At 51.9% G+C, this 20,494-nt stretch carries 20 protein-coding genes; 14 read left to right on the forward strand and 6 right to left on the reverse strand.

What is annotated here, in order from left to right:
* The first annotated feature begins 143 nt into the window (after positions 1 to 143).
* The gene (locus tag PK629_04850) at positions 144 to 1,940 is read left to right on the forward strand and encodes a hypothetical protein (protein ID HOP10799.1); all 1,797 of its coding nucleotides are present in this window, start codon (positions 144 to 146) and stop codon (positions 1,938 to 1,940) included.
* A gap of 26 nt (positions 1,941 to 1,966) precedes the next feature.
* Positions 1,967 to 3,778 (forward strand): hypothetical protein, encoded by a 1,812-nt coding sequence (locus PK629_04855; GenBank protein HOP10800.1) that lies wholly within the window; start codon positions 1,967 to 1,969, stop codon positions 3,776 to 3,778.
* Here the strand turns inward: PK629_04855 and PK629_04860 are convergent.
* On the reverse strand, positions 3,770 to 4,663 hold the full coding sequence (locus PK629_04860) for a M14 family zinc carboxypeptidase (protein ID HOP10801.1): 894 nt from the start codon (positions 4,661 to 4,663) through the stop codon (positions 3,770 to 3,772). The two genes, PK629_04855 and PK629_04860, sit on opposite strands and share 9 nt — an antisense overlap.
* A 43-nt stretch (positions 4,664 to 4,706) precedes the next feature.
* Here PK629_04860 and PK629_04865 point away from each other — a divergent pair, with 43 nt between their 5' ends.
* The 4 genes from PK629_04865 to PK629_04880 all read left to right on the forward strand — a co-directional run bounded on the left by PK629_04865 (position 4,707) and on the right by PK629_04880 (position 7,192).
* A complete protein-coding gene (locus tag PK629_04865; protein HOP10802.1) occupies positions 4,707 to 5,540 on the forward strand; it encodes a membrane dipeptidase in 834 nt (277 codons plus the stop codon).
* A gap of 42 nt (positions 5,541 to 5,582) precedes the next feature.
* Positions 5,583 to 6,191 carry a transposase gene (locus tag PK629_04870; GenBank protein HOP10803.1) on the forward strand — a complete coding sequence of 203 codons (609 nt, stop codon included), beginning with the start codon at positions 5,583 to 5,585 and terminating at the stop codon, positions 6,189 to 6,191.
* A 279-nt stretch (positions 6,192 to 6,470) separates the two neighbouring features.
* Positions 6,471 to 6,824, forward strand: a complete 354-nt coding sequence (locus PK629_04875; GenBank protein ID HOP10804.1) for a sulfite exporter TauE/SafE family protein — start codon at positions 6,471 to 6,473, stop codon at positions 6,822 to 6,824.
* Positions 6,821 to 7,192: a sulfite exporter TauE/SafE family protein gene (locus tag PK629_04880; GenBank protein ID HOP10805.1), complete on the forward strand. Its 372-nt coding sequence runs from the start codon at positions 6,821 to 6,823 to the stop codon at positions 7,190 to 7,192. Before PK629_04875 ends, PK629_04880 begins: the two co-directional genes overlap by 4 nt.
* An 80-nt stretch (positions 7,193 to 7,272) precedes the next feature.
* On the opposite strand, the gene PK629_04885 is transcribed toward PK629_04880, so the two are convergent.
* Positions 7,273 to 7,470 carry a DUF1540 domain-containing protein gene (locus PK629_04885; protein ID HOP10806.1) on the reverse strand — a complete coding sequence of 66 codons (198 nt, stop codon included), beginning with the start codon at positions 7,468 to 7,470 and terminating at the stop codon, positions 7,273 to 7,275.
* 116 nt (positions 7,471 to 7,586) lie between these two features.
* On the opposite strand from PK629_04885, the gene PK629_04890 reads away from it, so the two are divergent.
* The 3 genes from PK629_04890 (at position 7,587) to PK629_04900 (ending at position 10,324) form a co-directional block, all read left to right on the forward strand.
* A complete protein-coding gene (locus PK629_04890; protein HOP10807.1) occupies positions 7,587 to 8,273 on the forward strand; it encodes a metallophosphoesterase in 687 nt (228 codons plus the stop codon).
* Between the two features lie 64 nt (positions 8,274 to 8,337).
* On the forward strand, positions 8,338 to 9,252 hold the full coding sequence (locus PK629_04895; protein ID HOP10808.1) for a prolipoprotein diacylglyceryl transferase: 915 nt from the start codon (positions 8,338 to 8,340) through the stop codon (positions 9,250 to 9,252).
* 67 nt (positions 9,253 to 9,319) lie between these two features.
* Complete coding sequence (locus tag PK629_04900; GenBank protein ID HOP10809.1) at positions 9,320 to 10,324, forward strand: alpha/beta hydrolase family protein; 1,005 nt, start codon at positions 9,320 to 9,322, stop codon at positions 10,322 to 10,324.
* A 792-nt stretch (positions 10,325 to 11,116) separates the two neighbouring features.
* Here PK629_04900 and PK629_04905 read toward each other — a convergent pair.
* On the reverse strand, positions 11,117 to 12,208 hold the full coding sequence (locus tag PK629_04905; GenBank protein HOP10810.1) for a sialidase family protein: 1,092 nt from the start codon (positions 12,206 to 12,208) through the stop codon (positions 11,117 to 11,119).
* Positions 12,209 to 12,505: 297 nt separating this feature from the next.
* Between PK629_04905 and PK629_04910 the strand changes: the two genes are divergently transcribed.
* A complete protein-coding gene (locus PK629_04910; protein ID HOP10811.1) occupies positions 12,506 to 12,706 on the forward strand; it encodes a hypothetical protein in 201 nt (66 codons plus the stop codon).
* 63 nt (positions 12,707 to 12,769) lie between these two features.
* Here the strand turns inward: PK629_04910 and PK629_04915 are convergent, their stop codons facing one another.
* The 3 genes from PK629_04915 to PK629_04925 form a co-directional block, all read right to left on the reverse strand.
* Complete coding sequence (locus PK629_04915; protein HOP10812.1) at positions 12,770 to 13,039, reverse strand: hypothetical protein; 270 nt, start codon at positions 13,037 to 13,039, stop codon at positions 12,770 to 12,772.
* Positions 13,040 to 13,158: 119 nt separating this feature from the next.
* Positions 13,159 to 13,518 (reverse strand): SpoVA/SpoVAEb family sporulation membrane protein, encoded by a 360-nt coding sequence (locus PK629_04920; GenBank protein ID HOP10813.1) that lies wholly within the window; start codon positions 13,516 to 13,518, stop codon positions 13,159 to 13,161.
* An 11-nt stretch (positions 13,519 to 13,529) separates the two neighbouring features.
* Positions 13,530 to 14,555, reverse strand: a complete 1,026-nt coding sequence (locus PK629_04925) for a stage V sporulation protein AD (protein ID HOP10814.1) — start codon at positions 14,553 to 14,555, stop codon at positions 13,530 to 13,532.
* Between the two features lie 111 nt (positions 14,556 to 14,666).
* Here PK629_04925 and PK629_04930 point away from each other — a divergent pair, with 111 nt between their 5' ends.
* The 4 genes from PK629_04930 to PK629_04945 all read left to right on the forward strand — a co-directional run bounded on the left by PK629_04930 (position 14,667) and on the right by PK629_04945 (position 20,433).
* Positions 14,667 to 16,109, forward strand: a complete 1,443-nt coding sequence (locus PK629_04930; GenBank protein ID HOP10815.1) for an NAD(P)/FAD-dependent oxidoreductase — start codon at positions 14,667 to 14,669, stop codon at positions 16,107 to 16,109.
* 2 nt (positions 16,110 to 16,111) lie between these two features.
* Positions 16,112 to 17,371 (forward strand): FAD-dependent oxidoreductase, encoded by a 1,260-nt coding sequence (locus tag PK629_04935; GenBank protein ID HOP10816.1) that lies wholly within the window; start codon positions 16,112 to 16,114, stop codon positions 17,369 to 17,371.
* Between the two features lie 35 nt (positions 17,372 to 17,406).
* Entirely contained in the window at positions 17,407 to 17,760 is a 354-nt protein-coding gene (locus tag PK629_04940; GenBank protein HOP10817.1) for a DUF1667 domain-containing protein, read from the forward strand.
* A gap of 192 nt (positions 17,761 to 17,952) precedes the next feature.
* A complete protein-coding gene (locus PK629_04945) occupies positions 17,953 to 20,433 on the forward strand; it encodes a cation-transporting P-type ATPase (protein ID HOP10818.1) in 2,481 nt (826 codons plus the stop codon).
* The last annotated feature ends 61 nt before the right edge of the window (positions 20,434 to 20,494 follow it).

The following is a 20,494-nucleotide window of genomic DNA, read 5'->3' on the forward strand; positions in this document are numbered from 1 at the left end:
CAATCCGTTCACTCCCAAGATATAATAATTCTATTATACCGTATAAATCGGATTTTGCAAAGACAAACCGTAAACCTTTCGGGGTTGACAAATTTAGGGTGAAAGTGCATACTATTTGTAAGGGAATGAATGGGGGATGGGTGATGGTTTCGGCGGATAAAATCCGGGTATTCAGAACGGGTGCGTGGTTATTGGCGTTCGTGGTGGTCTTATCGGGTCTCTATGGCTGCACACCGGCAGCGGTGCCGGAGCAAAGTATGAGTACGGTTTCGGTTTCGAATACCACATCGGCTGTCTCGGACGAAGTGCTTGATCTGGCTGAGAGTCCGGTTTCGAAAGAAACAGGCGGAAGTGTTCAGATGACGGGTGGAGAGCCGGTGATCGGTCAATTTTTTGCACGGTATGCCGACTCGATGACGACGCTGCAGATGTACGATTATTCCGACATCTGCGCCGACACGGTTGAAAATGCGGTGATTACGGAGTTTGTCCGATACCGGGTGGCTCTTTTTCGCACGCAGTCCAAACACTGGGAAAATTATAAGATGACGGTTACCGAGCTGTCGCGCAGGGAAAAAGGAAAATATACGACGATTCAAGTCTCGGCAGGCGTGGTATACGACGGGATGCATGCCTCGTTATCCGATTCGCTGGAGGATATTTGGGCGTTTGTGATTAAAAAAGGCGAGAATGGTGCGGTGATAACCTCGGTGACAATCACTTCTGCTTATTATGAAGACGGACAGCGACTGAAAGCGGTACAAAAAGCGCTGGAGAGAACCGGTTTACCGCTGGGTACGGCAAAGCAAGTCCATACCGCGGGAGATGAGATGATCCGGTATGTTTATGAGAGCGGAAGGGCGCTGCCGGTCTATTTAATGGCAGAGGATGCTTATTCGATAAAAGACTGCCGAAAAAAGGATCTGCCTTATACCAACGAATATGATTTAATTTATACCACTTCGGAATTCGATGCAGACACGGTTGTGGGATTGGCGAACAGAAAAAAGAAAATGGTTTTTGATTTGCTGTTTACGGGTATCGGTGTGACCAAGAACGGGTATTTTGTCCTGCATTACGGCGGGTCTTATATCATTACGGGTTCAGATGGTTATGAAATTGCAAGTTATACGGATTTGTATTGTTATTCGAAGGAGTTAACCGGGGATGAAGTTTTTTATAAAGCTTGCGAATATCCCTATCAGCCCTCTGCTCCGTATGCCGCTTCGGCGGGGCGCGGGGATGAAATAAAGTATTGGTTGCTGGATGAAAATTTTCAGCCCGTGGGTGAAAGTTATGATTCGCTGATTCTGACCGAAACCGGTGCGTCTGCGACAAGAGACGGTACCCTTTATCAGCTTGACAAGAAAGGAAATGTGATAAGCAAAAAAGAGCCGACGGTGACCGAGACGTTTTTCGGAAAATATCGGGTTCAGATGTCCTATAACTCTTGGAAAGACGGCGATGTTCGTTACGGGCTGCTGGATGAAAACGGCAATGTGATTTATGAGCAGAATTACAGCCACATTGAGATGCCGGTTGAAAATCTGGTTTTACTTTTCACCGGGGATTATCAGAGTGTTACCGGGCGGGCTGCGCTGCTGGGCTATATTGACGGAAATGTTTTTGACCGAAATTATAATTCTGTTGCCTATTTGGTGACGGAAACCGGATGTATCGGAATCGCACAGAGTTTTGGGTGGAAATCCGACGTTGAGATCAACTGCCGGGTGGCGGGGTGCTGGCTGATCGACAGAGAAGGCAGACAGATCAGCGAAAAATATCTGCAGATTGGCAATGCCGTTGATGAAAACGGGGAGTTATATGTCAATGCAGCGGACACCATCTCGCCGCTGATTTTTCAAAGCGAAGACGGGGTGATGAAAACCGTGCCGCTTTCGGAAGTGCTGAGCGAAATGGTTATTAAGATGGGGGCATAATGATGATTCGTCGGAAACGGAATATAGTGCAGCGTGCGAAAGGCCACGCCTTTTTCGGCGCGGCGGCATTTTGGCTTGCAGTCCTGTTGATTTTCGGGTTGTTTGGGTGCGGACAAAAAGCGTTCGAATCGCAGCAAACCGGGAGTATTGCGCCAGAATCTGCTTCGATTGTCTCCGACCCGCTTGATTTGACGGAAAACCCCTTGTTTGAGTCGGCAAACAGAAGCGTAAGGATCACGGGCGGCGAACCGGAGATACTCCGTTTTCTCAAACTATATGCCGAAGCGATCACGACTTTGGAACCGGTCGATTTTTCCGACATCTGCACCGACACTGCGGAAAACGCGGTGATGTTTGAGTATATCCGGTATCGGATTGCGTTTTCGCGCGTAGAAGCTCAGAGCCGTCCGAATTATAAACTTGTGGCTACCGAGACATCCCGTGAACAAAACGGAGACGCCCTGACCGTTATAATTAATTTTGAAGAGTCATACGACAATGAGAAAACCGGGAAGCGTTCCGTCTCGACGGGGTTTGAATGGGCATTTGTGCTTGATGTAAGCGGAGATACGAGGATGATTACTTCGGTCAAAGAGCTGCCGCCCGAGTTCCAAGGCGGCGGCCAGTGGTATGTATATTTCGTGAACGCGTTACAGGCAACCGGACTGCCGCTCGAAACACCCGAACAGGTGCACACGGCTGGAGATGAGGTCATCCGGTGTTATTATAAAAACGGGACGCTGCCGCACAAACCGACTTATCTGATGGCGGACGGAGAAATGCCCGAAAACGCCTACACAGTCGCCCTGCCCTATACCGATAATTATCAGCTGGTCTGCGTCACACCCGGGTTCAGCTACGGGATTACACATGTGGGACTTGCCGATAAAGACGGCAGGCTGATTTTTGATGTGAACTATAAGGGCATCAGTGTGACTGAAAACGGGTATTTTATTTTACGCAGAGACGACTTTCAACGGCTTTACGGTGACGTCTATATCGTCGTCGGGCCGGATGGTGTTGAGGTTGCAAGATATCACGATTTAAGCTGTTATACGGTTTATGAGGACGGAACCGAGGCCTGCTATGAGGCCTCAAGCTATGACAATCAACCCGCCGCACCTTATGCCGCCCACAAAGAATATCTGGACGGCACCGAGGAACATTGGCTGCTCGATGAAAATTTCAATCCGATCGGGGAGAGTTATGATTCGCTGATTCTTTTCGGTGAAGGCGCAACCGCAACCAAAGAGGGTTCTCTTTACAATTTAGACCGGACCGGAACGGTTGTCAGCAAAAAAGAGACCGGGGTTATTCAAACGTTTTTCGGCAAATATCAGCTGACGATTTATTATAATTCGTGGTATGGCGGAGATGTGAACTATGGGCTGCTTGATGAAAACGGTAACACGGTCTTTGAACAGAAATATTGTTATATTGGAGTGCCGTTTGAGGACAGGGTTGTACTTTATGCCGGAAATATGCAGGGGGAAGAATGCCATACTGCACAGCTTGCCGATATCGGTGGGAATATTTTAAATGAAAAGTATAACGGAATCACCTATATCGTCACCGAAACCGGCTATATCGGAATTGCACAGTGCTGCGGTGAGGATGCCGAAGCGCCGGTGAAAGATGGGGAAAAGGGATTTTGGCTGGTCGACAAAGACGGAAATACGGTTAGTGAAAAATATCAGAGGGTCGGCAATTTTATCAATGATTTGGACGGTTTGTTGTATATCAACGCGAATGATACGACTTCGCCGCTGATGATGCAAAAAGAAGACGGCACGGTGAAGACCGTACCGCTTGAGGAAATATTGATTCCGTTACATTAATGCCGCGATTAAAAGGGTGTCGGAGAGGCGTTTTAACAAAGCCGGGGTATCGGTGATCGGCAGCGGGTTTTTGCCCTTGCCGATTTCGAAGGTGAACGCCGGGCGGTCGAATTCACGGATGAACCAGTCTTTGAAGCCGCCGTGGGAGGCGATGCCCTCCGGTTCACCCAGCGTATAATTGCAGGAGATGGCTAAGATGTGCGCCATGATTTCGGAGTGCTTGGGGAGAATGTCGCCGTAGCGCCAATAGATCTCCTCGCCCTGACTATGCAACGCGATAGCTTGACGGGGATTGAATTCATAACAGAGGTTGACGATCGCACGGGTCTCGGGTTCGCTCTCGGGGAACGGACCGCCGAACCGGCGGGGGGACGGCCCATCGATGCCGGATTCCTTTTCGAGTTTTCGCAGTTCGGACCAACCGGCGTCGAAATTGTGGTTGAGGTCCACCCCGTTGAGATTGCAGTTGAAAATCGATGGATCGCCGCCGCAGATTTCGGCCAGCGCCGAACGGTCGAGCGGCGATAAAACCCCGTTTCCGAAGGCGATCTCGGTGCCGTCGGGATTATGACAGGGTACGACGACAATCCCTTTTTTGCGGAAGGCCGACCGCACATCGAAGCCGCAGAACTGCCGACCGGTCTCGATGGCTTTGCAGAGTTTTTGCAGCCAACCGGCCAAAACCGCAACAGTGATATACTCAAGCGGGTGGGTACCGGCCAAAAACAACACAAAATCGTCCCCGCCCAGTTTGATGTACGGGATTTCCCTGCCCCCGACCGAACTGCCCGCACTGCCGAGCTGTACAAAATCATAACGGGCCAATTCTCCGCACGCCCGGCAGAGCTGCGTGTAAAACGAACCACCGACCGCAAATTTCGCCATGATGACCACTCCCCGAAAACTTTATGAAAAGAGAGGGCGTTTTATGAATCTTTTTGATCTGCACTGCGATACCGCGACCGCCGCTTTCGACGCCGGCAAACCGTTTTCGGCGTTTTCGCTGCCGTTTTTAAAAAGCCCGTATGAGAGTTGGGTTCAGACATTTGCAATCTGCATTGATCCTACCGAAAAAGAAGAAGCAAGAGCGTATTTTGGCAATGTGTCTGATTATCTGCTCAAAGAACTGCCCCGATATCCTGCGGTGACGCCGGTGCTTGCGGTTGAAAACTGCGGCAATATCATTCAAAATCCGGACGAGGACATTGCGATGTTAAAAGCGCTGGGGTTTCGGATCGTATCGCTGACCCATAACCCGGATAATCCGCTGTGCGGCGGGATCAAGGGCGACGGGCGGGGGCTTTCGCCGCTCGGGAAAGAGGTTATTTCGGCATTGGTGCTGAACGGGATTACGCTCGACTGCTCGCACTGCTCCGACAAGGCGTTTTGGGATATCTGTGAGGCGACCGATGAGACCTTTATCGCGACCCACTCCGATTCCAGAACCGTCTGCGGTGAGACGCGCAACCTGACCGACGAGCAGGCAAAGGAGATTTTTCGGCGCGGCGGATTGGTCGGATTGAATTTTTACGAGGCGTTTTTGGGAGACGGCGGGTCTGTTCGTGCGCTGATCACCCATATTGAACGGTTTTTTGCGCTGGGTGGTGAAAAATGTCTTGCGATCGGAAGTGATTACGACGGTGCGCAAATTGCGAAAGAACTGTTTGATCTGAAAAAGGTTGAAAAACGGATTGCCAAGGTCTTCGGGCAAAGCGCGGCGGACGATATTTTTTATAACAACGCGGCGCGTTTTTTCGGTTAAGCCGTAGGAGCGGATCGGTTTTACTGTTCGAAAGGTGGTAAAATGGAATACCCGATCAGAAAGCAACTTCGGTTAAAAGGTTATGATTATGCCCAAAATAATGCATATTTTATTACGATATGCACCAATCACCAAATGCATTTATTTGGCGAAATTATGGATCAGGCCGTAGGGGCGGCACCATGTGGCCGCCCGATTGAAATGAAAAAGGACAGAAAAAATGACCGGGAGTGGTTACCGCTGAATGCAAATTTAAATGATGCAGGTAAGATGGTTGAAAAATGGCTGTTGAAAACAGAAAGCAAATATACCTGTGTAAAAATCGATGGTTACGTAATCATGCCGAATCATATCCATTTTGTGATTTTCAATATGAGAGAAGACGCGAGAGAAAGCGCGTCTTTGCCGCAAATCATCGGCTGGTTTAAAACCATGACAACGAACGATTATATCAAAGGGGTTAAGAACAGATTATGTAAGCCGTTTCACAAGCATTTAAGGCAACGCAATTATTATGAGCATGTAATACGCAACGAAAAGGATTTAAATGAGATAAGAAAATATATCGTGGAGAATCCTCTGAAATGGACATTAGACGAATATTACAATAACGAAAATCATAAAGAGAGCGGTTCCTATGTGGACGTTTGAAGGTCGTATTAAGGATTTTTCTGAATTACGAGGGCGGGCGGCCATATGGGGCCGCCCCTACGGTGATAGCGAGTTGAATCGGTATAAAGAGGGTTCCTACGGGAGATTTTTGAGGGCGGGCGGCCACTTGGGCCGCCCCTACGGTGATAGCGTGATGAACCTGCATAAAGAGGGTTCCTACGGGAGATTTTCGAGGGCGGGCGGCCACACGGGGCCGCCCCTACGGTGAAATTTTAATAAAATAAGCACTCCGGCAAAGAATATGCCGGGGGTGGTGTTTTGAAAAAGCTTTTGTCCTGGGCATCGGGTGCGGTTGCCGGGTTGGTCGCGGGGCTGTTCGGAGCCGGCGGCGGGATTTTTGCCGTACCGATGCTTGAGCGGGCCGGATTCGACCAGAAACACGCGCATGCCAACTGTGTGGCACTGGTGCTGGCCGTGTCGATTCCCGGGGCGATTCTGGCCTGTTTTCGGGAACCCGAAATTTTAAAACTGGCGCTGCGTTATGTGGGCGGAACCGTGGCGGGCGGCATCGTGGCCGCGATTTTTTTGGCCAAACTGCCTCCGAAACTGATTCGAATTTCGTTTGGGATTTTATTGCTGCTCTCGGCGATCCGATTGGCGGTGAGCGCGTGAGTTGGGTTTGGGATACATTGGCCGCGGTTGTGGCCGGGTGGTTTGCGGGTCTCGGATTCGGGGGCGGTTGGATTTTATATGCCTATGTGATCGGGTTTGGGATTGCGAGCGGCAGTGAGGCGCGGGGGTTGGTGCTGTTATTGTTTATTCCGAGTGCTGTAATTTCGCTGGTCGGGCATACTAAAAACGGACTGGTCGACTGGAAGGAGATTTGGCTTGGAATCCCGCTGGGCATTGCAATGCTCGGCCTGGGTTTTTGGCTGTATACCAAGGCGGACGAGGCGGTGCTGCGGATTGTTTTGATTGCACTGCTTTCGGTGGTGGGGTTGATTGAGACCGTCGGCGGGTTTCGGATGAAAAGCAAATAGATGCAGAAAGAATGAAACAAAGCGGCTGCGCAAAATCATGCGCAGCCGCTTTTTCGGTTATTAAGGATTCCAAAAGTCCGTTACGGCGGTTGACCCGACTCACGGGCTTTGAAGGTATCGCAAGAGGTTTGGTCACTGCGTTTGGCGCCGCCGGGCGGTCCGACCTTGACAGTCTTGGCGTTGCAGTCCGTCTTGCCGCTGTGATAGATACAGTTGTGCACGCCGCAGTCAATTTTATCAGCGTTTGGGGTTGAGGGTTTTTTCGTGTTCTCCATCATGCCCATCCTTTCGTCAACGGTTCCTGTTCGCGGAACTCACTATGGTTATTGTGCCATTTGACGGGTCTGATTATGTGTGTTAAAATGGTGACAATCCTTCTTTTTTTGGGGGTTTCATGAGCGTTTTTGCGATTGCGGATCTGCATCTTTCTTTTACTGTGGACAAGCCGATGAATATCTTCGGAGGTTGGAGCGATTATACCGAACGGCTGGAGACCGCCTGGCGAAAACTCGTCAAAGACGGCGACTTTGTCGTGCTGCCGGGCGACATCAGCTGGGCGATGGATTTTGCACAGGCCAAGGCGGATTTTGCGTTTCTTCAGGGCTTGCCCGGCATCAAGTTTGTTATGAAGGGCAATCACGACTACTGGTGGAACACGGCCAAAAAAATGAATGAATTTTTAACCGAAAACGGCTTTTTGTCGGTTAAAATCATCCACAACAGCGCCGAGATCGCAGACAACATCGCCGTTTGCGGAACGCGCGGCTGGTTTTATGATTTAGCCGACAGTGCCGATAAAAAGGTCTTAAATCGTGAGGTCGGGCGGCTGCGCATGTCGATTGAGGCGGCAAAAAAGACCGGCAAGGAACCCGTTGTGTTTTTACATTATCCCCCGCTCTACGGCGAATATCGCTGCGATGAAATCATGGATACGCTGCTTGAATACGGTATCAAAAGGTGCTATTACGGACATCTGCATGCCCAGAGCCATAAAAAAGCCGTGACGGGTTTGCAGGAGGGCATCGAATTTCGGCTGATCTCGGCGGACTATTTGAAGTTTGTGCCCGAGCTCGTGCGTTGACACGTTTTAACTAATGCGATAAAATAAGCGCAAAAGTCATTTCAATCTGAAAGGAAGCTTTTTTATGTATCCGGAAATCAATCTGTTCGGGCTGCACATTCAAACCTACGGCGTGATGGTGTTGATCGGCTTTATCACCGCCTATTTTACGGTAAAAATCCGCGCCAAAAATGCCGGTATAAAACTCGACGTCTTCTATTTGTCGGTCTGGGCGCTCGTGGGTGGTTTTGTGGTGGCAAAGGTATTATATTGGATCACGGTCGCCGGGCGGATGGCAACGGCCATCGGAAATATCGGCGGGACCATTACATTCGGGGAGTTCTTTAAGGATTATATTCTCTCCGGGTTTGTCTTTTACGGCGGTCTGATCGGCGGTGCGCTGGCGGTTGCATGGTATCTGCACGACGAGCGGCAGAAACTTTCCGACTTCGTCAATATTGTGATCCCCGCAATTCCGCTGGGACAGGCCTTCGGGCGCATCGGCTGCTTTTTCGCAGGGTGCTGTTACGGCGACGTCTGCATTACGGCGGACACGATTTTCCCGGTGCAGCTGGTCGAATCGGCCTGCAACTTTTTGATCTTCGGCATTTTGCTGCTGGTGCTGAACCAAAAACGCAAAAAGCCGGTCACCCGTCCGATCGGACTGGCATTGTATCTGCTGATGTATTCCGTGGTGCGGTTCATTTTGGAATTTTTCCGGGAGGATACAATTCGCGGAAGCGTCGGAGCGCTCTCGACGTCGCAGTTTATCGGTATTTTCCTGTTTGTGCTCGGGTTATTGCTGCTGATTTTTGAAAAGCAGATTTACGGCTTCATCGACAAGCTGGTGATGCTGCCGACTAAAAAGATGAAAAAAGAAGCGGCTGCAGCGGGAACTTCCGAAGAAACGGCTGATGCGGAAAAACAGACGGAAAACGCTGAGGATGAGCCGAAGACAGAAGAGGAAAAGACCGAAGATCATAAGGACGAGAATAAATAAAAATATCTGAACGGATAATCATATCTTTCATCGAGACAGCGGCAGGCGGCGGAAAGGAAGTATTATTATGGACCCTCAGATTCAACACCTTGATATGATGGATCATGCGATTAAAAAAGGCGCGCTTACGGCAGGAAACAGCTTTACTGACTGGCAGAACGCGGGCGTGAAAAAGCTTCGGGAACTGCTCGGGATGGATACGTTTGAGAAGGTTGAACCGGATGTTTGCGTGGAATGGACGAAGCAGCACGACGGTTTTACCGAGACAAGGTTTCTCTATAAAACCGAAAAAAATTATAGCGCCCCTGCCCATCTGCTGATTCCCGATATGCCGATGAATAAAAAACCCCCGGTGATGATCTGTTTACAGGGACATTCAAAGGGCATGCACATCTCTTTGGCGAGACCGATCTACTCCGGAGACGAGGAGATTATCGCGAGCGGAGACCGGGACTTTGCGATGCAGGCAGTTAAGCGCGGGTTTGCGGCGCTGACCATCGAACAGCGCGGATTCGGCGAGAGCGGCGGAACCGAAAAAGGGCCCGCATGCCAGCAGCCGGCAATGGCAGCGCTTTTATTGGGACGCACTCTGATTGCGGAACGGGTTTGGGACGTTTCAAGGGCGATTGACGTGTTAGAGACCCATTTCCCGCAGGTCGATTCCGAGCGAATCGGGATCATGGGCAACAGCGGTGGGGGTACGGCGACATTTTATACCATGGCGCTTGAGACCCGCATCGGCGCGGCGATGCCGTCCTGCGCATTTTGCACTTATAAGGATTCGATAGGAGAGATTCTTCATTGTGTCTGCAACTATATTCCCGGCATTATGAATTGGTTCGACATGGGCGAAACCGCGGGGCTCTCTGCGCCGAGGCCGATGGTGATTGTCAGCGGTTTAAAAGATGATATTTTCCCGGTTGAAGAAGCAAAGGAGCAATTTACTGTCGCCCAAAAGCTGTATACAGCCTGTGGTGCGGAGGATAAAGTGCGGCATGTGATCGGGCCGGAGGGACATCGATTTTACGCCGATTTGGCATGGCCGGTGTTTTCGGAACTGACCGGTTGGTGAAAAAGAGTTATTAAAAAGGCATTGCAGACGCAATGCCTTTTTAGATGTGCAATTTGTGGGCGGATGATATCCGCCCCTACAGGCAAACGAGACCACCCCGGTGCTGCGCACCACCCCTCCGCAGAGGGGAATTTCCACCCCACGCCCTATGGGCGGTGGGGTTTGGTTTAGTGAAAAATGAAGAAAAAAGGTACCGCAGCGGATATCTTATTATACCACCCTGCCCTTCGGGCACCCCTCCGCAGGAGGGGAATTTACGGGCGTATACGCAGATGCGTGTCTATGGTTGTTTTGCGGGCGATTGTGAATCGCCCCTACAAGGAAACAACCACCCCGGTGCTGCGCACCACCCCTCCGCAGAGGGGAATTTTCACCCCACGCCCTATGGGCGGTGGGGTTTGGTTTAGTGAAAAATGAAAAGAGAAAAGTGAAAAATGAAGAAAAAAGGTACCGCAGCGGCGGGATATATTTATTTAACCCCCCGCCCTTCGGGCACCCCTCCGCAGAGGGGAATTTAGGGGGCACACGAGGTGCGCGTCTATGGTTGTTATGCGAGTGATTGTGAATCGTCCCTACAAGGATTATACAGAGGTGGGAAGCGCGCGCTATCGGGGTTGCGGATTGCAGATTTTATGACGCGTTTGTCAGCGGCGACTCGCCGCCGGGCGATTGTGAATCGTCCCTACACGGATTACACAGAGGTGGGAAGCGCGCGCTATCGGGGTTGCGGATTGCAGATTTTATGATGCGTTTGTCAGCGGCGACTCGCCGCCGGGCGATTATGAATCGCCCCTACAGGGTTGGAATTTCCCAGATGGAGTACATGATTTCGGGGACGGTTTCGAGGTCGCGTTTTTGGTAATATAGCGTAAAAATGCGGCCGTCTTTGAGTTCGACCGAAGCGGGATATCCGAGATCGCCGGAGGGGCCGTCGTCACGCAGAATCAGTTCTTCGCCCCAGGTTTTGCCGTTGTCCGTTGAGATTTTCGCCCGTTCGCCGTAGGGTTCGAGGCGGTATCCATAGACCAGAACCAATTTGCCCGAGGAATGCACCAGCACATGGGGCGGCGAACCCGCTTCAACAATCTGATGCGGTTCTGTCCAGGTGTGTCCGCCGTCGGTCGATTCGGTCTGATAGATGCAGAAAACCCGTTTTCCGTTGATTTCGCCCTGGACGCGGATGGTTCCGAGCAATGTGCCGTCAGGCAGTTCGGCGATGTGCGGTTCGCAATACATCGATCCCTCGTGGATATTGTTGATCTCGCCGTATTTTTCCCAGGTTTCGCCGTCGGGGCTGAACCAGATTTCAAGTAAATTGATGTTACGGTGAAGCGGCTTTTCTTCGTCATAGGTTTTAGGATTGCCGATATAGATCAGGCCGCCGTTTTTGAGCGCGCAGGGACCGTGCGGCGCGGTCACCGGCGCATGGCGCACTTCGCTCCAGGTGATGCCGTTATCGCCGCTCACGACATAGGTCGAACCGTAATATTTTTTTTCGAGTTCATCGGTGATGCGCCCTTCGGAAAAGTAAGCGTTTTTCATCGTCTCGGCAAAAGGCGTATCGCAGGGGAATTCTTTTTGATTGGAGATATAGTGATTGAACGAGGTCACAATCAACTGATCGCCGTTGAACGTCATCACGCCGGCGTCGCGGTCATCGAGCGGGGTGTCGATGATGATCTGCGGGCGGGTCCAGGTTTTTCCCTCGTCATAGCTGCGGCACAGAATCACTTTGCCGAACGGGCAGACATGTGCGAGACGCAGTCCGGAACAGACCGCGATCAAGTCTCCTTTCGGCCCCCGGCAGACACTCGGCCAGCCGTGGTATCCGAATACCGTGTCTCTGATGGGCATGACAAATCCGTTTCCGGTTTTAATTTTCAAAAAATCACGTCCTTTCGCGTAGATTATATAGTAAAACCACTTTAAATTCAAGGTAAAAAATTAAAAATCAAAGTGGTTTTACCTAATGTGAAGCCATTACGCTTTATCCTCGCCTTGTTTTTTTAATGGCTTCACTATACCAATTTGTTTTTCCATGTAAAGTTTTAACACAAATATTTCAACGTCGGAAGCAAAAAATATTCTGGACGCGAACCCTCGTGTCAATCGATCGAAAAGAAAAGGAACAGGGAAAATTAACATGAAAAAACTTCTCTATATCGCGGTTGTCGCGGCGATATGTGCGGCAGTATCGGCCTGCGCGAACAATACGAGCTCGGTTTCGAGCCGGGTATCCTCGTACCTCCCGAGTTCGATAATGACCAGCCCTATGACGAGTCCCATGACAAGTCCTTTGACGAGCCCTATGACGAGCTCGGTGATGACAAGTCCTATGACGAGTCCTGCGACTTCCAGATAATGCTTTTGGCGTTCAGATAACAAAAAAGCAGAAAAAACCGCCTTCTTGTAACCAATGACAGAAGGCGGCGTTTTTTACTGTGTTCAGAATACCTTGATTAAGATACCGGCGATGGCTGCGCCAAGCGCCGTAAAACCCGCCATTTTGCAAATCGTGGGGAAAATCGTTTTTTTTAACGGAGGAACTTCCTGCCTTTTTGAAAAAATGCGTGCCGCTTCATCATAGATGCGGGTCTGATCGGCGATGTTTTTGGGGTTGACAATCAAAATAGCCCGCTCAAAATAGCGGCTGCCCGTATCTACGACTTCGATGACCTGCTTGTTGACGCCCTTTACCATATCTTTTCTCCCCATTTGCGGAAAATTACCTTTTTACATGCCTATTTTTTCCGGACAGACGCATGATATTCCGTATGGCTGAAAGTTTCTGTTAATGTCTGATGCGTAAAGTTTTTAACCGTAAAAATCCGAATTTATTTTTCGCGCGGCTTGGATAATACCGCCGCTAAGAATGCGAATATAATAACAGCCGCGATGCCTGCCGAGGTCGCCGTCAGCCCGCCCGACAGAATGCCGAGCGCGCCTTTTTCGGCAATGGCCTGTTTGACCCCGTTGGCCAACGTGATGCCGAATCCGATGATCGGTGTCGTAATGCCTGCTCCGACCGCTTCAACCACCGCATCGGATACGTTAAAAGCCGAAAGCAGCACGCCGATGCCGACCAAAGTGACCAGAATTCGGGCGGGTGTGATTTGGGTTTTGTCGATAAAAATTTGGCAGATAAGGCAGATCAGTCCACCGACCGCAAAAACGAGTAGATATTTGACGAGCATAAATGTTCCTTTCAGATTCTTCTGGACAGCTGAACGGCATGGGCGACTGCCGGGATGACCTCGCCCTGAAAGACGCTGACCGGGCTCATCAGCGCGCCGGTTCCGACAAACAGGACGTTTTCCAACTCGCCCGAACCGAGTTTGGCATAGATCATCGAATTGAGCACCGAGGCCGAACAACCGCACCCCGAACCGCCGCAGCCGTATTTGTGCTTGGAATTATCGTAGATCATACAGCCGCAGTCTTTGATTTTTTCTCCGGTGGGAAGACCGTCGTCTTCCAGAAGTCGGCGGGTCAGCGCCAATCCGATTTCGCCGAGATCGCCGGTCAAAATTAAATCGAAATCGTCGGGTTTTTGTTTGGTGTCGGTTAAAAAGCCCGAAATGGCCTCGGCTGCCGCCGGCGCCATTGCCGCGCCCATGTTGCCGATATCCTTGATGCCGAGTTCGGTGATGATACCGAAACGGGCGGCTTTGAGCACCGGTGCCTTCCGGTTTTGGCACAGCTCGTCCGAGGCGACGATTGCGGCACCTGCGCCTGTGACCGTCCACTGTGCAGTCGGAGGACGCTGACCGCCGTATTCGAGCGGATAGCGGAATTGGCGTTCGGCGGTACAAAAATGCGATGAGGTCACCGCAGCCGTTCTGCCCGCCGCGCCGCTTTCGACAAACAACCCCGCCAGCGCAAGCCCCTGCGCCATGGTGGAACAGGCTCCGAACAGACCCACAAAAGGAACCGAGAGGGCCTTTACGCCGAAACTTGAGGCGATAATCTGATTCTCGAGGTCGCCGCTGAAGACCATGTCGAGCATTCCGGAATCAAGCCCGCCTTTTTCCAGCGCACGCCGCAGTGCAGTCTGCTGCATGACCGCTTCTGCCTGCTCCCAGGTGCTTTGCATAAAATAGGAATCATCACTTTTGATGTCGAACCATTGACCGAGCGGTCCTTCTGCCTCGGTCTTTCCCACGATGGTGCCCACGGACTCAATACGGGGCGAGCGGTCAAAGACCAAGGAAAATCTGCCGGTTCTGCGCAAAAAAACACCTCGTCCTGCCGAAAATCCGGCATAAATTCAACAGATAGTATTTACATATTCCGATAAAATATTGTATAATATTTGAATAGGATTATGACTTCGGAGGCGTTTATGAGGGATTTTTGGGACATTGCGATAATCGGCGCGGGTGTCTGCGGGTGTGCTGCCGCCTTCGAATTGTCGAAATATGACGTTTCCTCGGTGTTGATCGAACGCGAACCGGACGTCTCGATGGGTACGACCAAAGCCAACAGCGGAATTATCCATGCGGGGTTTGACGCCGAACCCGGGACGCTGATGGCGAAATACAACGTCAGAGGCGCGGCGATGATGCCGAAACTTTCAAAAGAGCTCTCGGTCGAATACGAACAGATCGGGTCGCTGGTCGTGGCGTTTGACGAAGAAGACCAAAAGACGATTCGGACACTTTATGAGCGCGGCGTTCAAAACGGCGTCAAGGTCGACATCATTGAAAAAGAGCGGCTGCAGGAGATGGAACCGAATCTGGCGGAAAGCGCCGTAGAGGCGCTCTGGGCGCCTGAAGCCGGAATCGTCTCGCCGTGGGATTTGTGTCTGGCGTTTGCCGAGACCGCCGTGAAAAACGGCTGTGATTTGATGCTGAACAGCCCGGTGTCCGGAATGAAGCGCGAAAACGGCATTTGGGAGATTGAGGCGGGCGGCAAGACGGTCAAAGCCCGCTGTGTGATCAATGCCGCCGGATTATATGCCGACAAAATCGCCGAACTGGCGGGTGCGGAGAAATTTGAGATCAGGCCGGTCAAGGGGCAGTATTTTTTACTTGACCGCTCACAGGGCACGGTTTTTTCACACGTGATGTTTCAATGCCCGTCGGCGGCCGGAAAAGGCGTTTTGGTCTCACCGACCGTGACCGGTAATCTGCTGGTCGGTCCCGATGCGGTGGCGCAGATGTCGCGCACCGATTTTGATACCGACAAGAATGCGCTGACTTATGTTCGCGAACGGGCCGATGCGGACACCGACGCGGTTAACTACCGAGAAAACATCCGCAATTTTGCGGGATTGAGGGCCTACAGCGACCATAGTGATTTTATCATCGGGCCGGACAAACAGGTTGAAAATTTTATCAATATCGCGGGGATGAAGTCGCCGGGTCTGACCTCGGCGGCGGCCATCGCGCTGGATATGCCCGATATGGTACGCGGGTTCGGGCTGGAACTGAAACCGAAAAAAGACGCCGTCACGACCCGCGAAAAAGTGCATTTCGCCTCGGCAAGTGAAGAAGAACGCAAAGCGTTGATTACGAAAAATCCGTCTTACGGGCGCATTGTCTGCCGCTGCAACACGATCAGCGAGGGTGAGGTGCTGGACGCCCTGCACTCTCCGATTCCGCCGAGGACGCTGGACGGCGTCAAGCGGCGCTGCGGAACGGGCATGGGACGCTGTCAGGGCGGATTTTGTTCGCCGCTGGTGCATGAGCTCATTTCGCGCGAACTGGGCATTCCCTATGAAAAAGTTGAGAAAGAGAAGGCGGGCTCCTATATCGTGACCGGTCCGACCAAAGAGGCGAAATGAATATGGATTTGAAAAATATTCAGCTTGCCGTGATCGGCGCGGGTCCGGCGGGTATGTCAGCGGCAAGGGCCGCCTGGGAAAACGGCGTACGCAATATCGTGATTTTGGAGCGCGGCAGCGTGCCGGGCGGGATTTTGCCCCAGTGCATTCATAACGGGTTCGGTCTGCACCGTTTTAAAGAGGAACTGACCGGGCCGGAATATGCCCAAAAAGACCTTGAATTATTAAAAGAAACCGGTGTTGAGATTTTATGCGACACCATGGTGCTGTCGATTTCGCCGGACAGGCGCATTGACGCGGTCGGGAAAAAGACCGGATATCTGTCGTTTACGGCGGATGCGATTATTTTGGCGATGGGCTGCCGGGAGCGTACTGCGGGTGCGATTTCACTAGCGGGCAGCCGCCCGAGCGGTGTTTTTTCCGCAGGAACCGCGCAGCGTTATATCAACATCGAGGGATATATGGTCGGCAAAAAGGCCGTCATCCTCGGTTCGGGCGATATCGGGCTGATCATGGCCCGGCGCATGACGCTCGAGGGCGCAAAAGTCGAAGCGGTCGTCGAGTTGATGCCCTACTCCAACGGGCTGACCCGCAACGTGGTGCAGTGCCTGGAAGATTACAATATTCCGCTGTATCTGTCGCACACGGTCACCAAAGTACACGGCAATGCGCGGGTGTCGGGCGTAACGATTGCCAAAGTCGACGAAAATCGGATGCCGATTTTAAGTACGGAATTTGACATCGACTGCGATACGCTGCTGTTATCGGTTGGTCTGATCCCCGAAAACGAGCTCAGCAAGACCGCCGGGGTGGCGCTTGACCCCAGAACCAACGGCGCGGTCGTGGATGAGAACATGCAGACCGAGGTGGAGGGTGTCTTCGCCTGCGGGAACGTGCTGCATGTACACGATCTGGTGGATTTCGTGAGCGCCGAGGGCGAACGGGCCGGAAAATCGGCGGCGGATTATCTGAAAAACGGCGCGGCGAAAAAAGACGGGTTTATTCTCGTCAAGAACGGCTTCGGGGTCGGATATACGGTTCCGCAGCGGATTGCAACCGACTGCAAAACGCCCGTCACGGTGTTTTTCCGGGTCAACCGGGTTTTTAAAAACAGCGAGATCGTGATCACGGATGAAAACGGTGCGCTGATGACATTCAAACGCGAGCGCATGGCGCCGGGTGAGATGGAGCGGATTGTGCTTTCGCCGGATAAATTACAAGAACGCAGAGAGATTACGGTTTTCATCAGGGAGAACCGATAAAACCGGAAAATCCGGAAAAGGAGGACGGTTTGGGCATGAGAGAACTGACTTGCATCGTCTGTCCGCGCGGCTGTACGCTGCACGTGGATGAAAAGACGTTTCAGGTAACGGGCAATTCCTGCTCAAGAGGCGCGGAATATGGTGTGCAGGAGGTGCGGGATCCCCGGAGAACGCTGACTACGACCGTGATTTTGGACGGCGCGGCCAGAAAACGCCTGCCGGTCAAGACCGACTGTACCATTCCGAAATCGATGATGTCCGCCTGTGCCGCCGCGACCAACGGCGTACATGCGACTGCTCCGGTCAAGGTCGGTGACATCATCGTTGAAAATTTGCTAGGCACGGGCGCAAACCTGATTGCCGGGTGCGATGCGGAGACTGTAAAATAGATAAGCAGAAAAGCATAAAAGGAAATACGTTTTTTGTTTTTTCCACCGAGGTTGGAAGCAGCGTGCAAAAAAACGCTGAAGCGTTTTTCTTGAAGAATATCCCTTGCGGAACATTCTTCCCGCTTTATAAGATTTTGTAGATGCTTCCCCGCGTTTGTGAGCGGCGACTCGCCGCTGAAAGGAAGGCTAAAGATGGGATGGCACGATATTCGGCTCTCTGAGGTCGCTTCTCAGCTCAAGACCGACACCGCCGTGGGTCTTTCTTCGGCGGCGGCAAGACAACGTGCCAAAAAATACGGGCGCAACCGGTATGAACCTGTACCGCAGAAGATTGAAAAACCGTTTATAAAAGCGCTTTTGCGTCCGGAAATACTGCTTTTCGTCATCGGTGCGGCTTTTTGTGCCATTGCCGATAAAAATGTATTATGGGCGATATTGATATTGGTAATTGCGGCAGCCGATTTGATTTTTGGGCTGGCGCGAAACGGCAGGATCCGGCAAGTCCGCACACAGCTGGCGGGATCGATCCGCAGAAGGGCAACCGTAATCCGCGACGGCAGACGGTTGGAGGTCTATGCCGAATTCCTCGTGCCGGGCGATTTGATCTTTGTTACGGCGGGCGACGTGATTCCGGCGGATGCGCGGCTGGTTTCGGCGTCGGGATTGTTCTGCGATGAGTCGGCTTTATTCGGATTGGGGCGGCTGACCCGTAAAGATCATATGGCTGTTGTGCGGGAGGACGACCCGACGGACGGGCGCATCAATATGATTTACAGCGGCTGCGGGGTGACCGAGGGCAGTGCTTTTGCAATTGTGACCGCGACGGGCAAACGAACCGAATGTGCGCGGCTGCGTTCCCGGATTGTGATGCCGCCCGAGAGCCGTTCCCCGCTTGAAATAACCTTGTACCACAGCCAAACCATACTCTCCATAACGGCGCTCGTGTTGGGGGTGGCGGCGCTTTTACTACCGCGATTTTTCCCCAATGCCCTGACTTATACGGGGGCGTTTTCGACGGTGCTGCTTGCGGTCGGAATTATGATGGGCTTTGAACTGACAACCGAGATGCGGTTCGGATTATGCACTGAAGCGTTGGAACTTGCAGATAACGGGATGACCTTTCGCAATCCCGCCGATATCGAAAAAAGCGCCGATTTATCGATGGTCTGTTCGGATATCGATGTGCTGTATGCAAAGAAGCGGATGAAGGTGGTCAGGGTTTGGACCCAATTGGGGGCGAAAGCTTATGACCCCGATGACGAGGATCAGGCGGCGGTGCTGCGGTTGGCCGCATTGGGACTCGGATGTGAATTTGACGCTGACAACGTGCCTGTTTACCGGGGCAGAGACGCCAAGACCACGGCGATTTTAACCGCTGTCGAGGAAAACGGCGGGTTGTTCCGGCTGTTTACTGATTTTAATCGGGTATTGGGCACCGGAGACGGTGAGATCACGGCAGCGGCGATTCTGTACGGAAAAGTAAAACTCGCAGTGGCTGTCGGAAGTGCGGCGGCACTTTTGCCCCATTGTGACGAACCGCTGCTTGACGCGCGTGAGGCCGTCGTCGAGATGCAAAAGGGCGCTGCGGAAGTTATCGCGGTGGCCGTGAAAAAGCTGCGAATCGAAAGCGAATCGGATGGGGAAGAATTTATGGCAGCTGGGTTGATCGCCGTGCAGAATGAACTGACTGCCGGACTGCCGCAATATTGCGAAGAACTTTATCAAAACGGAATTACGCCGATGATTTTGACTTCAAAAAGCAAGACTGTGACCGAGGCTTATGCCCGTACGCTCGGCGTGCTGTGTGTGGGTGAAAAGGTGGTCTCTGCCGGTGAGGCGAATACATCCGATTCGGCGGTACGCGCTTATGCCGACTGCTCCGTGCGTGACTGCATAAAAATCATAAAACAATATCGTACACATGGTGAGACCGTGTCGGTAATCGGCTCGGAGTGTGCACAAAACAATCTTTTAGACGCATCCGATTTGGGCGTCGCAGCAGCCGATGCCTGCGACATGATTCGCCAAAAATCCGGATTGGTGCTCTCTGCGGACACCAATCGGGAGTTTATGGAAGCGGTACGCAAATCCCGGCGCTGTGTATCAGCTGTGAAAAATGGCGCGTTGTTCAGTGTCACCGTTGCCGGTGCGGTTTTTGCAACGCTGGTTACGATATTTCTGGCCGGAAGAACCGCATTTGAAGCAGCGGCTGCCCTGTTGATTTTTGCCGCGGCAAAGTTCTTTTTGGTACCGAATATTCGAAAGCAGGAATTTAAAGAAACCGCAGGGAACCCGGGTCCCAAATACAATCACGCCTCAGCGACGCACGCTTTATTGATTTCGATATACATAGCCGTTGCTTCTATCGGGTTTTCATTTATCAATACAGGCGCCGAAAAAGCCGGCAGTTTTATCGCCCTTGCCTGCGGCACCTGCGTTGCCGCGCTGTGTCTTGCAGACGAAAAGACGCTTTTCAAGAGTTCGCTGTTTGCAAACAAAGGTCTTTTGGCCTGGGTCTTCGGGTCGTTTTGGGTTTTTGCGCTGATTGGGTATCTGCTGCTTGAAACCGGTGCGGCTTATCCGTTTTGGGCACTTGTCGCAGCGGTTGGTGTGCTGCCGTTTTCGGAGATTGTTAAGGCGATTTTCAGGCAGAAAGAGGAGAAGAACCAATAAATATAATAGGGTATATTGCGTCCGGAAATTGACAAGGTATACCCTCACAGTGGTAAAAATC

This window comes from Oscillospiraceae bacterium, from assembly GCA_035380125.1.
In the GTDB taxonomy this organism is placed as follows: domain Bacteria; phylum Bacillota; class Clostridia; order Oscillospirales; family JAKOTC01; genus DAOPZJ01.

What these genes read in the sequence shown, in the direction of transcription:
- PK629_04850 (HOP10799.1), top strand. Translation starts at nt 144, where the DNA reads ATGGTTTCGGCGGATAAAATCCGGGTATTCAGAACGGGTGCGTGGTTA.
- PK629_04860 (HOP10801.1), bottom strand. Translation starts at nt 4,663, where the DNA reads ATGGCGAAATTTGCGGTCGGTGGTTCGTTTTACACGCAGCTCTGCCGG.
- PK629_04865 (HOP10802.1), top strand. Translation starts at nt 4,707, where the DNA reads ATGAATCTTTTTGATCTGCACTGCGATACCGCGACCGCCGCTTTCGAC.
- PK629_04870 (HOP10803.1), top strand. Translation starts at nt 5,583, where the DNA reads ATGGAATACCCGATCAGAAAGCAACTTCGGTTAAAAGGTTATGATTAT.
- PK629_04885 (HOP10806.1), bottom strand. Translation starts at nt 7,470, where the DNA reads ATGATGGAGAACACGAAAAAACCCTCAACCCCAAACGCTGATAAAATT.
- PK629_04890 (HOP10807.1), top strand. Translation starts at nt 7,587, where the DNA reads ATGAGCGTTTTTGCGATTGCGGATCTGCATCTTTCTTTTACTGTGGAC.
- PK629_04895 (HOP10808.1), top strand. Translation starts at nt 8,338, where the DNA reads ATGTATCCGGAAATCAATCTGTTCGGGCTGCACATTCAAACCTACGGC.
- PK629_04900 (HOP10809.1), top strand. Translation starts at nt 9,320, where the DNA reads ATGGACCCTCAGATTCAACACCTTGATATGATGGATCATGCGATTAAA.
- PK629_04910 (HOP10811.1), top strand. Translation starts at nt 12,506, where the DNA reads ATGTGCGGCAGTATCGGCCTGCGCGAACAATACGAGCTCGGTTTCGAG.
- PK629_04915 (HOP10812.1), bottom strand. Translation starts at nt 13,039, where the DNA reads ATGGGGAGAAAAGATATGGTAAAGGGCGTCAACAAGCAGGTCATCGAA.
- PK629_04920 (HOP10813.1), bottom strand. Translation starts at nt 13,518, where the DNA reads ATGCTCGTCAAATATCTACTCGTTTTTGCGGTCGGTGGACTGATCTGC.
- PK629_04930 (HOP10815.1), top strand. Translation starts at nt 14,667, where the DNA reads ATGAGGGATTTTTGGGACATTGCGATAATCGGCGCGGGTGTCTGCGGG.
- PK629_04935 (HOP10816.1), top strand. Translation starts at nt 16,112, where the DNA reads ATGGATTTGAAAAATATTCAGCTTGCCGTGATCGGCGCGGGTCCGGCG.
- PK629_04940 (HOP10817.1), top strand. Translation starts at nt 17,407, where the DNA reads ATGAGAGAACTGACTTGCATCGTCTGTCCGCGCGGCTGTACGCTGCAC.
- PK629_04945 (HOP10818.1), top strand. Translation starts at nt 17,953, where the DNA reads ATGGGATGGCACGATATTCGGCTCTCTGAGGTCGCTTCTCAGCTCAAG.